Source organism: Bacillus ectoiniformans, from assembly GCF_016908875.1.
In the GTDB taxonomy this organism is placed as follows: domain Bacteria; phylum Bacillota; class Bacilli; order Bacillales; family Domibacillaceae; genus Bacillus_BX; species Bacillus_BX ectoiniformans.
The window spans coordinates 383,284-399,092 of record NZ_JAFBES010000002.1 but is presented as its reverse complement, the minus strand read 5'-3'; the positions used below and the strand labels follow the sequence as shown (position 1 = coordinate 399,092).

Sequence of the window (15,809 nt, the reverse complement as noted above, 5' to 3'; positions counted from 1 at the left end):
GGCGAAAGCAAAAGCTGAAAAGCTTATTAGATCGATACAATGATTTACGTCATACTTAAATGAACCGCCGTATACCGATCGGTACGTACGGTGGTGTGAGAGGTCGGGGGTTAGTCACCCCCTCCTACTCGATTTTGGAAAGAGCAGTTTTTCTAAAAATGCAGAGCATTTTTGCAAAGTGTGTCGTCTGTTACTATACATTAAAGTAGAAATAAGTTATCATAATGTATAATTCGTATATTTATACATTAATGAGGTGGAACAATGAATAAAGGCCAACGCCATATTAAAATTAGAGAATTAATTGCCAACAATGAGATTGAAACGCAGGATGATTTAGTCGATCGTTTGAAGAGTGCAGGCTATAATGTGACACAAGCGACGGTATCTCGTGATATTAAAGAGCTCCACTTAGTGAAAGTCCCGCTCATGGACGGCCGTTATAAATACAGCCTGCCTGCGGATCAAAGGTTTAATCCGCTCCAAAAATTAAAACGCACGCTGGTTGATTCGTTTGTCAGTATTGATTCAGCTGGTCACTTTGTGGTGATGAAAACGCTTCCCGGGAATGCTCAAGCAGTAGGTGCTTTAATTGACAACTTAGACTGGGAAGAAATTATGGGCACAATTTGCGGAGATGATACATGCTTGCTTATTTGCCGCGCGCCAGAGAATACTTCAATTATTTCAGAACGCTTTTTAGAAATGCTGTAATTTGAGGTGAGGAGAAATTGCTACAGGAACTATCCATTAGAAATTTTGCCATAATCGAAGAACTTAGCCTATCGCTCGAAAAAGGGTTAACGGTGTTAACTGGAGAGACAGGAGCCGGCAAATCCATTATTATTGATGCGGTACACTTGCTGGTGGGAGGCAGAGGTTCATCCGAATTTGTCCGCCATGGGGAGAAGAAGGCGGAAATCGAAGGAATGTTTGTCTTTGAGAATGATCAGCACCCCTGTTATGCCAAGGCAAAAGAATTCGGTATTGATATTGAAGATGAAATGATTATTATTCGCCGTGAGATCTCCCATAGCGGAAAAAGCGTGTGCCGGATCAATGGAAAGCTGGTAACGATTGCGACGTTAAGGGAAGTCGGTTCATCGCTAATTGATATTCATGGCCAGCATGAACATCAAGAATTAATGGATGACGTACAGCATCTTCGGCTCTTAGATCAATACGGCGGAACGGAAATACTACAAGCGAAAAAAAACTATATGGACATTTACCATCGTTATGAACAGACCCTTAAAGGCATAAAGCAATTGAGTGAAAACGAACAGCAAATGGCTCACAGGCTTGATTTAATTCAGTTTCAGCTGAATGAAATTCAAAAAGCGGAGCTGAAATTAAATGAAGATGAAGAACTGTTTGATGAAAAGAAAAAGCTGTCTAACTTTGAAAAGCTGTATGAGTCCATGCAAACCGGCGTGAACTCTCTAAGTGGAGAAGGTAAGGGCCTAGACTGGGTAGCGCTTGCGATGAACCAGCTTGAAACAGCCGCAGAATTAGATGATCAGTACCGCCCGATCTATGAAGCGGTCTCTAACAGCTTTTATATGCTAGAAGATGCAGCCAGACAAACAAGTTCAGAACTCGGCAATTTGGAGTTCGAGCCCAACCGGTTAAATGAAATTGAGAACCGGCTGAATGAAATCAATCAGCTGAAGAGAAAATATGGACAAACCGTTGAAGAGATCATTGAATATGGCGCAAAAATTGAAGAGGAAATTGAAACGCTCACAAACAGAGAAACCCATATCGAAAAGCTTCAAAAAGAACTGGCTTCTTATCAAAAAGATTTATTATTAGAAGGTAAGCAATTAAGCCATTTACGCTTGAAATGGGCGGAGAAATTAATAAAAGCGATTCATGGAGAATTAAAGCAATTATACATGGATAAAACGGTATTCGATATTCATTTTCACTTATCAGGAGAGAAAATGACAGAAAATGATTATCGGTTTAAAAAAGATGGAATGGATGAAGTTGAATTCTACATTTCCACCAACCCAGGCGAACCGTTAAAACCGCTTGCGAAGGTGGCATCCGGCGGAGAGCTTTCGCGGGTGATGCTCGCGATGAAGACGATTTTCTCCAAGCACCAGGGCATCACTTCCATCATTTTTGACGAAGTGGATACGGGCGTCAGCGGAAGAGTCGCACAGGCGATCGGCGAGAAAATTTATCAAGTTGCACTGCATTCACAAGTGCTTTGTATCTCTCACTTGCCGCAAGTGGCTGCGATGGCAGATACACATTTGTACATCTCTAAAGAAATGAAAGAAGGCCGTACGAAAACATTAGTCGAACCACTGGCGAATGATGAAAAGGTGAAAGAAATCGGCCGTATGATTTCAGGTGTGGAAATGACTGACTTAACAAAGCAGCATGCCAAAGAGCTGCTTCAGTTAGCTGCTTCGATGAAATAAACATGAAAAGCTATCCAATGAGGGTAGCTTTTTTCCGTAATAAATGACGGCATGAAAGGAGAAAGTATAAGTACGGCCAATACAAGTCGGGCTGGAATTGAAGCGAGGAGAGTGAATGGTTTGAGAAAGCTTTGTACACGCATAACCACTGGTGGAATTCTCCTTGTTTCAATTGCCGTTTTATGTTTGAGCTGGCACTTGATTGCAGCAGAAGCAGCTGCAAACAGCCAGCAGACGAGAATGCAGGAAAGTACGGCAGCGATCGGCGGATCTAATCTCTTCAAAAACGAAGAGCTGTTATATTTAGCTGGTTTTCCAGCCGAAAAAGAAATGTCTCCCCGCAATCACTCAATCAGGGTCATTCCAGGGGGCCAGTCAATAGGGATTAAGTTAAACTCACGCGGCGTGTTAGTGGTAGGGCATCATTTAGTGGAAACGCCTTCAGGGAAAAAATCTCCAGGCGAAACCGCAGGAATTCAAGTTGGAGATATGATTACTGAAATTAATGGGAAGAAGATCGAACAAATGCAGGAAATCGGTTCTTTTGTGGAAGCGGCAGGAGAACGCAATCAAGCGATGGATGTAGTAGTTGTCAGAGATAAAAAAACGATCCAAACAAAGCTTTTGCCTTTAAAAGATAAAAATGAACATATTTATAAGCTTGGTCTGTATATTCGTGACTCGGCAGCAGGAATCGGCACTCTCACGTTTTACGAGCCGCAATCCAAAAAGTATGGGGCGCTTGGGCATGTAATAGCTGATATGGATACGAAAAAACCAATTGTTGTGCAGGATGGAGAAATCGTGCATTCAACAGTGACATCCATTGAAAAAGGCAAGAACGGAAACCCGGGTGAAAAGTTAGCTCAGTTTAATGAAGGGCAAAAAGAAATCGGCGATATTAAAAGAAATAGCCATTATGGCATTTTTGGTCAGCTGAATGAGCAGATCTCAAATGGGATCAGTGATAAGTCTTACCCTGTCGCTTTGTCTCATGAAGTGAAAGAGGGACCAGCTAAAATTCTGACAGTTGTTCAAGGAGAAAAAGTGGAATGGTACGATATAGAAATTGTCAGCTCGATTCCGCAAAAAAGTCCGGCGACTAAAGGGATGATACTGAAGATTACCGACCCGAAACTGCTTGACCGAACGGGCGGGATTGTACAAGGAATGAGCGGAAGCCCGATTATCCAAAATGGAAAAGTGATCGGAGCTGTAACGCACGTCTTCGTTAATGATCCTACATCAGGGTATGGCGTGCATATTGAGTGGATGCTGAATGAAGCAGGCATTCCCCTTTCTCAAAACGAACATCAAAAGGCAAGTTAGCAAGCGGGTTGATTCCGCTTGTTTTTTTTAGTGGGTGAAACAAGTCGAATGAAAAAGAAAAAGAGCGAAAAATATATATATTCCAAAAAAACCTAAAAAATAAAAGGATTTCATTTCGCTTTGTCGAAAAATCCTTTAGAATAGTACTATAAGTGAGACAAGGGACGAGGAGGAACTTTATAGTGAGTCAAATAAAAGTAGCAATCGTGGATGACAATCGGGAATTAGTAAGGATGCTTGAGGAATATTTATCTTCACAAGAAGATATGAAGGTTGTCGCAACGGCTAATAACGGTCAAGAATGCTTAGAAATGCTTCCGGAAGCGAATCCAGATGTTTTGGTATTAGATATCATTATGCCCCATGTAGACGGATTAGCTGTGCTTGAGAAAATGAGAAGCACGGAGATGAAACAGAACCCCAATGTGATTATGTTAACAGCTTTTGGTCAAGAGGATGTAACGAAAAAAGCGGTTGAGCTAGGCGCTTCTTATTTTATGCTAAAGCCCTTTGATATGGACAGCCTCGTGAGTCACATCCGCCAGGTAAGCGGAAATGATCAGCCAGTTCTTCAACGGTCCTCACAATCATATTTTAACGCCTCACCTAAAAAACCGAAAAACTTGGATGCCAGTATTACAAGCATTATTCATGAAATTGGTGTTCCTGCCCATATTAAAGGCTATTTATATTTAAGGGAAGCGATTTCAATGGTTTATAACGACATTGAACTGCTTGGGTCGATTACGAAAGTGTTATACCCAGACATCGCTAAAAAATATAACACAACTGCGAGCCGCGTAGAGCGGGCGATTCGTCACGCCATTGAAGTCGCTTGGTCGAGAGGGAACATTGAGTCAATTTCGACTTTATTCGGCTACACAGTCTCTATGACAAAGGCGAAGCCGACGAATTCCGAATTTATCGCCATTGTTGCGGATAAATTGCGTTTAGAGCATAAGGCTTCTTGAAAGGAAGACTAAAATAACTAATATAAAAACACTTTTCGCTTACGGGGAAAGTGTTTTTATTTTGTTTAAATGGGACGAGTGCGTGTATATTGTGTTTAAAAGGAATAAACTTATAGTAGCAATGGAAGAAGCAGCGCAGTTTTCGATGGTAAATGTGTGATACATATTTCATGAGAGGGTGTGTAGGGATGACATTAATATTTGGACATAGAGGGTATTCGCTCATTGCCCCAGAAAATACGATGACCGCATTTATAAAGGCTGAACAAGCAGGAGCAGAAGGAATCGAACTGGACGTGCAGCTGACGAAAGATGGAGAGCTTGCGGTGATTCATGACGAAAAAGTCGATCGGACGACGAATGGCAAAGGCTATGTGAAAGATTATCTGGCACAAGATCTGCAAAAGCTAGATGCAAGCTATACGTTTAAAGGGCTAGAAGAAACGCCTCGCATCCCGCTTCTTCGAGAAGTATTTGAATGGATGAAGAACAATGAAATTATCTGTAATATAGAGCTTAAGAATAATGAATTGCCTTATGAAGGGATGGAGGAAAAAGTCATTCAGCTTATTCGTGAGTATCACTATGAGCAAAGGGTGATTATTTCTTCATTTAATCATTATTCTTTAACGCACTTTTATCAGCTCGCGCCAGATATAGAGACAGCGCCGCTGTATTCGTCAAATTTGTATATGCCCTGGACATACGCTCAGGCAATTCGAGCGAAAGCCATTCATCCAAACATCCGGACGCTCAATAACCATATTATTCAATCTTCTCTAGAAAGCGGAGTGAGCGTACGTCCTTATACAGTAAATAAGGAAAAACAAATGCGCTGGCTGATCGAACAGAAGTGTTCAGCCTTTTTCACAGATGATCCGAAAAAGGCCCTTGCTGTCAGGAAAGAGATAGTAGGAAGGTAAACAAAAAGAGTAAAGCGAGTGCCTTTGGCCGCCGCTTTACTCTTTTTTGAATTTTGTCTGAACTTTATTATTTTTGCGGTCTCGGCGAAAGATAAACCCGGCAACAAATCCTAAACCTCCAAGAAACAAGAGAAGTCCAACTACAAACTGCAGCCACAGATACGGAAAGGGAGACTGCAGCACACCAAAGAGCATATCCCTCATTAATTTTATGCCTAGACCTGCTAAAAAGCCGGGAATCACCAATACTGATAAGGCTAAGAATCGAATCATTTTATTCTCCTTCACAATCCATCATCATCAAAAATCATATCTTACTTGTTAAATTTGTCAAGTCTTGAACGCTTCTTTAAAATAGAACTATGAAGAAAATTGCAGACTGAAGGAAAGCAAGGTGGAGAAATGCAGACTGTACTTATAGTAGGGGGCGGCCAAGGGGGACTTGCTGTACTTAAGATTTTGAAAAACAGCAAAATTTTAAAAATTATTGGGTTAGCAGATGTCAACGAACAGGCGCCGGGTTTCTTATATGCAAAAGAAAAAGGCATTCCGACAGCAAATAACTGGAAGGTATTTGCTCCGCAGAAACCAGATATCATCGTTGAAGTATCGACCGATGTTACGATGTTCCAGCAATTGCGTGAACAAGCAGGAAACGCGACGATAATTCCAGGAAGTGTGGCTTATTTGCTGGCTCAGCTTCTTGAACAAAAGGAACAGTTAATTACGAAGCTTCGGCATCAATCTTATCAATATGATTTAATATTTGAATCCACCGATGAAGGCATGATCGTGATTGACCGTTCAGAACAAGTGATTCTCTTTAATAAAAGTGCCGAACGAATCACGGGTTTTCGAAAAGATGATGCAGTAGGTAAACACATCAATGAAATTATTCCAAGCAGCCGGCTGCCGGTTATTATGAATGAGAAGCGAATGGAAATCAACCAGGAACATATGCTGAGTACGGGTTTAAAAATTATTACCTCCCGTATTCCAATGATTACTAGTGAAGGGGAAGTCATTGGCGCTTTCTCCGTGTTTAAAGACATTACCGAAGTAGTAAATTTAGCCGCTGAGGTCACCAATTTAAAGGAAATCCAAACGATGCTAGAAGCGATTATCCATTCGAGTGACGATGCCATTTCTGTTGTCGATGAAGCAGGCAGAGGGATTTTGATTAACCCTGCTTACACAAGACTGACTGGGCTTAAGCAAGCTGAGGTCATTGGAAAGCCTGCCACAGCCGATATTTCTGAAGGGGAAAGCGTCCATTTACAGGTGCTTGAGACAAAACGTCCGGTCCGTGGAGTCAGAATGAGTGTTGGCCCAAAAAAGAAAGAAGTAGTGGTGAATGTCGCTCCGATTGTAGTAGATGGCCATTTAAAAGGCAGTGTTGGCGTCATTCATGATATGACAGAGATTCAATCATTAACGAAACAGCTTCATCGAGCCCGGCAGATCATTCGGACACTCGAAGCGAAATATACGTTTGAGGATATCATTGGCCGTTCAGAAGAAATGAAGCTTGCCGTTGAACAGGCAAAACTTGGGGCGAACACACCAGCGAATATATTGCTAAGGGGAGAATCTGGCACCGGCAAAGAATTATTTGCTCACGCCATCCATAATGCCAGTGACCGAAAGTTTAACCGTTTTGTCAGAGTGAATTGCGCCGCGCTTTCTGAATCTTTATTAGAAAGCGAACTGTTTGGCTATGAAGAAGGAGCTTTTTCAGGCGCTCGCCGCGGGGGGAAAAGAGGCTTATTTGAAGAAGCGAATAATGGAAGTATTCTTTTGGATGAGATTGGAGAATTAAGCGCCAATACACAAGCGAAGCTACTCAGAGTGTTGCAGGAAAATGAAATTGTCCGAGTGGGCGGGACGAAGCCGATCGCCATCAATGTCCGAGTGATTGCTGCAACGAATGTTAATTTAGAAAAGGGAATTGCAGACGGGAGTTTTCGGGAGGATTTATATTACCGGCTTAACAGGATGCCAATCCATATTCCTCCTTTAAGAAAACGGAAAGATGACATTCCTCTCTTATGTGAGCGGTTAATTGTAAAAATCAATCAGGACTATGGAAGAAATGTTGAAGGATTAACGGAAGAAGCCCTAAGAAAACTTCAAGCCTATCAGTGGCCAGGAAATGTGCGGGAGCTAGAAAATATTTTAGGGAGAGCTATGATTTTTCTCAATTACAGCGACAGAAAGATCAGTGCGGATACCCTTTTGCTTCCGGCTGAAGTGTCAGTACAAGAAACAGAAGCAAACATTTGGCAAGGAACCTCAACGGAGTTAAATGGTAAAAGCCTTCAAGAAATGATGGAAAGTCATGAAAAACAAGTGATTAAATTCGCACTAGAAGGGAACAATGGGAATAAAACTACTACTGCGAAGCAATTAGGCGTGTCTGTAAGAAATTTGTATTACAAGCTGGAAAAATATAATTTGCAATAATTTGCATGCAACATTTTGCTTACCGTGCAAAATGTTGCATTTTTAATGAGCGGAAATAAAGCGTTTTCATTGGTTTTGGTATTGGCACGCTTCTTGCAATTAGTTAAGTAAGTTCAAACTTTACGTGAACAAGGGGGATTTATAGTGGAAATTTTTAAATATATGGAAAGATATGATTATGAACAGCTGGTATTTTGCCAGGATCAAACATCGGGGTTAAAAGCTATCGTAGCAATTCATGATACAACACTTGGGCCGGCACTTGGCGGAACAAGAATGTGGACGTACGCATCAGAAGAAGAGGCCATTGAGGACGCTCTTCGTCTGGCAAAGGGAATGACATATAAAAACGCAGCTGCGGGATTAAATTTAGGCGGAGGAAAGACGGTCATAATCGGTGATCCTCGAAAAGATAAAAATGAAGAAATGTTCCGTGCGTTTGGCCGGTTTATCCAAGGGTTAAATGGGCGCTATATTACAGCAGAAGATGTGGGAACGACTGTGGAGGATATGGATTTAATTCATGAAGAAACAGATTATGTAACTGGAATTTCACCAGCGTTCGGATCTTCCGGCAACCCTTCACCAGTCACGGCATATGGCTGTTTCGTAGGGATGAAAGCTGCGGCTAAAGAAGCTTTTGGAACGGATTCTTTAGAAGGGCTGACAGTATCCGTTCAAGGAGTCGGAAATGTCGCCTATCACCTGTGCCGTCACTTGCATGAAGAAGGAGCCAACCTGATCGTCACAGATATCAATAAAGAATCGGTGCAGCGAGCAGTGGATGACTTTGGTGCGAAAGCAGTGAATCCTGATGAAATCTATGGAGTGCAAGCGGACATCTTTGCCCCGTGTGCACTTGGTGCAGTCATTAACAATACAACGATTCCTCAATTAAAAGCGAAAGTGATTGCTGGATCTGCGAACAATCAGCTGAAGGACACACAGCACGGAGATATGATTCATGAATTAGGAATAGTCTATGCTCCTGATTACGTGATTAATGCCGGCGGTGTAATTAATGTAGCTGATGAACTGCATGGCTATAACCGTGATCGTGCAATGAGAAAAGTCGAGCAAATATATAACAATATTGAAAAGGTAATTGAAATCTCTAAACGAGATCAGATTCCAACATATATGGCAGCTGACCGCATGGCAGAAGAAAGAATTGAAAAAATGCGCGGAGCACGAAGCCAGTTCCTATTAAACGGCATGCATACCTTAAGCCGTCGAAAGTAAAGAGAACAGCGGCAGTTTAAGCCGATAATGAGGGGAAGGAATCGGGAGGTGCGGAGTTGGAAACGAAAGAATATCGCTTGCTGGTGCTTTATATCAGTGAAAATGTATTAAAAGCAGGTGTGTTTGATAACCAAAAATCCGTATGTGAAAAAACATTTCCTGCAGAAATAGCGCCGGCATTTCAACCGGGGCGGTTTCATGAAGCTTCCCTTAAACTATTGGCTTCTCTGGATGAAGAAGGCATTAATATTTCTAAGCTGAATGCAGTTTGTACAGTGAATGGGCAAGGCGAAGGGATGAATGCTGAAGAAAAGTGTGTATCATTCGATCGCAAGTCTATTGAAAATGGAAAGGAACTAGCCAGGAATATAGCTGAAGGACTAAATGTTTCCTCTTTTTTTATACCCGTTCAACATCTGGAGCAAGAAAGAGCGCCGGAGGAAAACTATTTAGACGATCCTATTTTGCGATGTATGGCGGGGCAAGTTCTCAAGAAACTGAAAGACTAATACAGTATGAAAATGTAAACGGATTGTAAGTAAGGGGAGGAATCGTAATGGCTGAAGAATATGATGTAGTGGTGCTTGGAGGCGGAACGGGCGGTTATGTAGCTGCGATCCGGGCAGCACAGCTAGGTTTAAAAACAGCAATTGTAGAAAAAGGAAAGCTTGGAGGCACTTGCCTTCACAAAGGATGCATTCCAAGCAAAGCTCTATTAAGAAGCGCGGAAGTCTATTCTACAGCAAAAAACAGTGAGGAATTTGGTGTTTCAACAGAAGGTGTTTCCTTAAACTTCATGAAAGTGCAAGAGCGCAAACAAAAGATTATCGATGGCCTACACAGCGGTGTGCAGCAGCTCATGAAAAAAGGCAAGATCGATGTATTTGAAGGCTTAGGACGAATCTTAGGCCCATCCATTTTCTCTCCGATGCCCGGAACGATATCTGTGGAGATGAATAATGGAACAGATAATGAAATGCTGATTCCAAAAAATGTTGTAGTGGCTACAGGCTCACGACCAAGAACGCTCCCTGGACTGGACATTGACGGTGAATATGTCCTTTCATCCGACGAAGCGTTAGAACTAACTGAAGTGCCAAAATCGATTATTATCGTGGGCGGCGGAGTGATTGGCATTGAATGGGCTTCGATGCTTTGTGACTTCGGTTCTAAAGTGACAGTGATTGAATACGCTGACCGCATTATTCCGACTGAAGACAAAGAAGTATCGAAAGAGATGGAGCGTCTTTTGAAGAAACGCGGTGTTGAATTTGTCACTAAGGCGAAAGTGCTGGCAGAAACTGTTCAGAAAGCCGATGGAGAAGTGAGCATCAAAGCTGAAGCGGGCGGAAGCGAGCAAACATTTACAGCAGAAAAAATTCTTGTCTCTGTCGGCCGTCAGGCTAATGTAGAAGGAATTGGCCTTGAGAATACAGATATTCAAATAGAGAAAGGCTTTATTGATGTAAACGAGTTTTACCAAACAAAAGAATCTCATATATATGCCATCGGGGATGTCATTGGGGGATTGCAGCTGGCACATGTAGCTTCTCACGAAGGGATTACAGCGATAGAACATATATTTGGAGAGAACGTAGATCCGATCGATTACAACACGGTATCCAAATGCATTTACTCAAGCCCTGAAGCAGCAAGTGTCGGTTTAACAGAACAACAGGCAGTGGACCAAGGCTTTGAAGTGAAAACGGGGAAATTTTCATTCCGTGCGATTGGCAAGGCACTCGTGTACGGAGAAAGCGACGGGTTCGTCAAAATTGTCGCAGATAAACAAACAGATGATGTTCTTGGTGTCCATATGATCGGACCTCATGTGACGGATATGATTTCAGAAGCCGGTCTTGCAAAAGTATTAGATGCGGCAGCTTGGGAAATCGGGCATACGATTCACCCGCACCCGACACTAAGTGAGGCAATCGGAGAAGCGGCTTTGGCTGTTGATGGGAAAGCAATACATTCATAAGAATTGATGGGAGGAATTGAATATGGCAGAAAATCGCCACGCTGAATTAGGATTAAGCGATGAAAAAGTACTGGAAATGTATGAAACAATGCTGCTTGCCCGGCGTTTGGATGAACGGATGTGGCTTTTAAACCGCTCTGGGAAAATTCCATTTGTTATTTCATGTCAAGGCCAAGAAGCTGCGCAAGTGGGAGCTGCATTTGCCCTTGATAAGGAAAAAGATTATGTCTTCCCTTATTACCGAGACATGGGAGTGGTCTTAACATTTGGCATGACAGCGACTGACTTAATGCTGTCTGGCTTTGCGAAAGCTGAAGATCCTAACTCTGGCGGCCGTCAAATGCCCGGTCACTTTGGTCAGAAGAAAAACCGGATTGTCACAGGTTCTTCTCCGGTAACGACACAGGTTCCTCATGCGGTAGGAGTAGCATTGGGTGGGAAAATGGAGAAAAAAGATCTCGTCACGTTCGTTACGTTTGGTGAAGGCTCTTCCAATCAGGGAGATTTCCATGAAGGAGCCAACTTTGCCGGTGTGCATAAATTACCAGTCATCTTTATGTGTGAAAACAATAAATATGCCATTTCAGTTCCGGTCGAAAAGCAATTGGCTTGTGAAAATGTTTCGGATCGTGCCATCGGTTACGGTATGCCAGGATTCACAGTAGACGGCAACGACCCGATTGAAGTATATAAAGCGGTTAAAGAAGCAGCGGAGCGAGGCCGCCGCGGCGAAGGACCAACTTTAATTGAAACGGTTTCTTACAGGCTGACACCGCATTCATCGGATGATGACGATCGCAGCTACCGTTCACCGGATGAAGTGGCAAAAGCGAAATCTAATGATCCAATTATTACATTCGGAGCTTATTTAAAAGAAACGGGCTGTATGGATGACGAACTGGAAAAGACAATTAATGACCGAGTGATGAAGCTTGTGAATGAAGCGACAGATTATGCAGAAAATGCGCCGTATGCCGACGCAGAAGAAGCATTAAAATACGTGTACGCCGAAAAGCAATAAGGGGGGAAAACGATGCCAGTTATTTCATATATTGATGCGGTCACAATGGCGATTCGTGAAGAAATGGAACGGGATTCAAAAGTTTTTGTACTAGGGGAAGATGTAGGAAAAAAGGGTGGCGTGTTCAAAGCGACTCAAGGGCTGTATGATCAATTCGGAGAAGAGCGGGTCATCGATACGCCGCTTGCTGAATCTGCCATTGCCGGCGTGGGCATTGGTGCTGCGATGTATGGGATGCGTCCAATCGCTGAAATGCAATTTGCTGATTTCATCATGCCGGCAGTCAATCAGATTATCTCAGAAGCTGCACGTATCCGTTATCGTTCAAACAACGACTGGAACTGTCCGATGGTTATTCGCGCACCATATGGCGGAGGCGTACATGGTGCTCTGTATCACTCTCAATCCGTGGAAGCAGTATTCGCCAACCAGCCGGGGCTGAAAATTGTGATGCCTTCCACACCTTATGATGTCAAAGGCTTATTAAAGGCTGCCATTCGAGATGAAGATCCAGTGTTATTCTTTGAGCATAAGCGCGCCTACCGATTAATCAAGGGAGAAGTGCCGGCGGACGATTATACGCTGCCAATCGGAAAAGCAGATATTAAACGTAAAGGTGAAGACCTGACTGTTATTACGTATGGCTTATGCGTTCATTTTGCTATGCAGGCAGCTGAGAAACTGTCTAAAGACGGAATTGAAGCAGAAGTCTTGGATTTGCGTACGGTTTACCCGCTTGATAAAGAAGCGATCATGGAAGCGGCCAGCAAAACAGGCAAAGTGCTGCTTTTGACAGAGGATAATAAAGAAGGAAGCATTATGAGTGAAGTAGCAGCTATCATTGCAGAAAACTGCCTGTTTGACCTAGATGCGCCAATTATGCGTTTAGCAGGACCAGATATCCCGGCTATGCCATATGCGCCGACGATGGAGAAATACTTTATGGTGAATCCGGATAAAGTCGAAAAAGCGATGAGAGAATTAGCTGAATATTAATTGAACAAAGAGCAGGAAGGAGGAATTTTTTGTGGCTGTTGAAAAAGTAACCATGCCTCAGCTAGGGGAGAGTGTCACAGAAGGAACAATCAGCAAGTGGCTTGTGTCCGCAGGAGATCATGTCAATAAATATGATCCAATTGCAGAAGTCATGACGGATAAAGTGAATGCGGAGGTGCCGTCTTCCTTTACAGGCACCATTAAAGAATTGTCTGCGGCGGAAGGCGATACGCTAGAGGTGGGAGAAATCATTTGCCTAATGGAAGTGGATGGCGGAGCAGGAAGTGCTGAATCAGCCGAAGCTAAAAGTCCGGCAGAGTCTGCTGCAAAGACAGAAACAGACAATCAAGAGACACAGCAGCAAGGGAATAAAACACGCTACTCTCCAGCCGTTCTTAAACTGTCTCAAGAGCACAATATTGATTTAACTCAATTGAGCGGAACAGGCAAAGGCGGACGGATTACGCGTAAAGATATTCAGAAAGTGATAGATTCAGGAGAAATGCCGCAAGCGTCACAAGCGCCACAGGCTGAAACACAAAAAGCCCCGGCTATTGATCAGCAAGCGCCGATTCAAGCACCGGACTATAAGCAGCCATCAGCTCCGAAAGCAAGTGCAGCTCCAGCAGTAAAATCAATGCCTGGAGATACGAGCATTCCAGTGAGCGGTGTCAGAAAAGCCATTGCCGCAAATATGGTGCGGGCGAAGCAGGAAGTGCCGCATGCCTGGACGATGATCGAAGTGGACGTGACCAATCTAGTCGCGTACCGTGATTCATTAAAGCAGGAATTTAAGCAGCGTGAAGGCTTTAACTTAACGTATTTTGCGTTCTTCGTGAAAGCGGTAGCTCAAGCGTTAAAAGAGTTCCCTGAAATGAACTCCATGTGGGCAGGAGATCAAATCATTCAGAAGAAAGACATCAATCTTTCCATTGCCGTTGCCACAGACGATGCTTTGTTCGTTCCAGTTATCAAACAAGCGGACGAAAAAACAATTAAAGGCATCGGCCGTGAAGTCAATGAATTAGCAGGAAAAGTCCGCTCCGGTTCATTGAAAGCGGATGAAATGCAAGGTGGAACATTTACTGTAAACAACACGGGTTCTTTCGGTTCGGTTCAATCTATGGGCATTATTAATTACCCGCAAGCAGCAATTCTCCAAGTCGAATCCATTGTGAAACGTCCAGTTGTGATGAACAACGGAATGATCGCTGTTCGTGATATGGTGAATCTATGTCTGTCCCTTGACCACCGTGTGCTTGACGGTTTAGTGTGCGGCCGTTTCTTAAAGCGCGTGAAAGAAATTCTAGAGAATGTAACGAAAGAGAATACATCCGTCTATTAATAGAAAAAAGGCAGAGCTGAATCGTTCAGCATCTGCCTTTTTTCATTATTTAAACAGTCCGGCAATTCCATCCACGATGGATTGCAGAAAGTCGATAAGGGATTGAAGAATGCCTTTGCCTTCTTCTGAATTCTTGAACGTATCCCATTTTTCTTTTGCTTTATCAAGCTGATTGTTCACTTGGTCCCAATTGATATTTAAGTTTTGCATTTTATCAAATAGTGCAGCTAACTGATCAATCTGATCCTGCGTCAGCTGGATGTTTAATTCATTTGAGATATTATTGATAATCACTTGAATATCTTGAACGGTTTGCGGATTTTGAGCCGCTACTTCTTCTTTAATGCGCTGGATTAATTCAGTTGCTTCTTTTTCTCCGATTTGATCTCCGAGCTTAGCCGTTGTAACCATTTCTTCGTTAGCGACTTGTTTTTGTTCTTCAGGAATTTTTTCGCCTGTGGATGTTTCGTAAGCTTTAATTAATCCTGTTAGTGCAGCTGTGCCGGATACATCAAATGGTGCAGTGATATAAATATCCGCATCTTTCACTCCAGCAGTGGATAGAGCGTTCGTATACATTTCCTTTGATACCCAGGTGATTTTTTTCGTTTCTACATTAATGCCGTAGCCGGATTCTTTCATCGTAATTTTACTTGATGAGAGCGCTTTTGAACCAATTTGCGCTTTTGGAATATACTCGCCTAAATATTTATGTTCTTCTGCGTTCGAGACGGTGACCGTGGTGACATCACTAGGGACTCCCATTTCTTCAAGCACCTGTTCTTTTTGTGCAGGTGTCAAGTTTTCGCCAAGTGTGACAATCACATCTCCAGGCGCGCTGTCCGCGTGAGCTATTGTTCCAAAACTGAAAATCAATAACCCGATCCATGCGAAAATTCTTTTCATAATTTTCTCCCCTAAATAGTTTTTCCTCTTTTCAGAGTTAGTTTTAGCATAGCATGCCTGTAAAAATTTTTCACGAAATGAGCCAAAAATGTACAATTTTCTAACAGGCAAGGCATGCTTTTCCAAATGCAATCATTGATTGATAGAGAGTAATATAATAATATATAAATAGGTGAAATATTTTGAATGTTTGAACC

General features: G+C 42.7%; 13 protein-coding genes and 2 pseudogenes. 13 read left to right on the top strand and 2 right to left on the bottom strand.

The features are described from left to right. Positions 1–264 precede the first annotated feature (264 nt). The 5 genes from ahrC to JOC78_RS05200 all read left to right on the top strand — a co-directional run bounded on the left by ahrC (position 265) and on the right by JOC78_RS05200 (position 5,658). The gene (gene ahrC, locus JOC78_RS05220; protein WP_204553424.1) at positions 265–714 is read left to right on the top strand and encodes a transcriptional regulator AhrC/ArgR; all 450 of its coding nucleotides are present in this window, start codon (positions 265–267) and stop codon (positions 712–714) included. A gap of 17 nt (positions 715–731) precedes the next feature. After that, a complete protein-coding gene (recN, locus tag JOC78_RS05215; protein WP_204553423.1) occupies positions 732–2,435 on the top strand; it encodes a DNA repair protein RecN in 1,704 nt (567 codons plus the stop codon). A gap of 51 nt (positions 2,436–2,486) precedes the next feature. Then, positions 2,487–3,764: a SpoIVB peptidase gene (gene spoIVB, locus JOC78_RS05210; RefSeq protein ID WP_204553422.1), complete on the top strand. Its 1,278-nt coding sequence runs from the start codon at positions 2,487–2,489 to the stop codon at positions 3,762–3,764. A gap of 182 nt (positions 3,765–3,946) precedes the next feature. Further along, entirely contained in the window at positions 3,947–4,735 is a 789-nt protein-coding gene (spo0A, locus tag JOC78_RS05205) for a sporulation transcription factor Spo0A (protein WP_204553421.1), read from the top strand. Positions 4,736–4,923: 188 nt separating this feature from the next. Beyond that, positions 4,924–5,658 carry a glycerophosphodiester phosphodiesterase gene (locus JOC78_RS05200; protein WP_204553420.1) on the top strand — a complete coding sequence of 245 codons (735 nt, stop codon included), beginning with the start codon at positions 4,924–4,926 and terminating at the stop codon, positions 5,656–5,658. Positions 5,659–5,694: 36 nt separating this feature from the next. Here the strand turns inward: JOC78_RS05200 and JOC78_RS05195 are convergent, their stop codons facing one another. After that, positions 5,695–5,931, bottom strand: a complete 237-nt coding sequence (locus tag JOC78_RS05195; protein WP_204553419.1) for a DUF2627 domain-containing protein — start codon at positions 5,929–5,931, stop codon at positions 5,695–5,697. A 129-nt stretch (positions 5,932–6,060) separates the two neighbouring features. Here JOC78_RS05195 and JOC78_RS05190 point away from each other — a divergent pair, with 129 nt between their 5' ends. The 8 genes and pseudogenes from JOC78_RS05190 to JOC78_RS05160 all read left to right on the top strand — a co-directional run. After that, the gene (locus tag JOC78_RS05190) at positions 6,061–8,121 is read left to right on the top strand and encodes a sigma-54 interaction domain-containing protein (RefSeq protein WP_204553418.1); all 2,061 of its coding nucleotides are present in this window, start codon (positions 6,061–6,063) and stop codon (positions 8,119–8,121) included. A gap of 144 nt (positions 8,122–8,265) precedes the next feature. Next, positions 8,266–9,363, top strand: a complete 1,098-nt coding sequence (gene bcd / locus JOC78_RS05185; protein WP_204553417.1) for a branched-chain amino acid dehydrogenase — start codon at positions 8,266–8,268, stop codon at positions 9,361–9,363. A 56-nt stretch (positions 9,364–9,419) separates the two neighbouring features. Further along, on the top strand, positions 9,420–9,872 hold the full coding sequence (locus JOC78_RS05180; RefSeq protein WP_204553416.1) for a hypothetical protein: 453 nt from the start codon (positions 9,420–9,422) through the stop codon (positions 9,870–9,872). Positions 9,873–9,919: 47 nt separating this feature from the next. After that, positions 9,920–11,344: a dihydrolipoyl dehydrogenase gene (gene lpdA / locus JOC78_RS05175; RefSeq protein WP_204553415.1), complete on the top strand. Its 1,425-nt coding sequence runs from the start codon at positions 9,920–9,922 to the stop codon at positions 11,342–11,344. A gap of 22 nt (positions 11,345–11,366) precedes the next feature. Continuing rightward, positions 11,367–12,365 carry a thiamine pyrophosphate-dependent dehydrogenase E1 component subunit alpha gene (locus JOC78_RS05170; RefSeq protein WP_204553414.1) on the top strand — a complete coding sequence of 333 codons (999 nt, stop codon included), beginning with the start codon at positions 11,367–11,369 and terminating at the stop codon, positions 12,363–12,365. Positions 12,366–12,377: 12 nt separating this feature from the next. Next, positions 12,378–13,361 (top strand): alpha-ketoacid dehydrogenase subunit beta, encoded by a 984-nt coding sequence (locus tag JOC78_RS05165; RefSeq protein ID WP_204553413.1) that lies wholly within the window; start codon positions 12,378–12,380, stop codon positions 13,359–13,361. A 52-nt stretch (positions 13,362–13,413) separates the two neighbouring features. Continuing rightward, a pseudogene (locus tag JOC78_RS17810) lies at positions 13,414–13,560 on the top strand (biotin/lipoyl-containing protein); the annotation flags it as partial. Positions 13,561–13,731: 171 nt separating this feature from the next. Continuing rightward, a pseudogene (locus tag JOC78_RS05160) lies at positions 13,732–14,706 on the top strand (dihydrolipoamide acetyltransferase family protein); the annotation flags it as partial. Positions 14,707–14,751: 45 nt separating this feature from the next. On the opposite strand, the gene JOC78_RS05155 reads toward JOC78_RS05160, so the two are convergent. Beyond that, on the bottom strand, positions 14,752–15,612 hold the full coding sequence (locus JOC78_RS05155) for a DUF1002 domain-containing protein (RefSeq protein WP_204553411.1): 861 nt from the start codon (positions 15,610–15,612) through the stop codon (positions 14,752–14,754). Positions 15,613–15,809 lie beyond the last annotated feature (197 nt).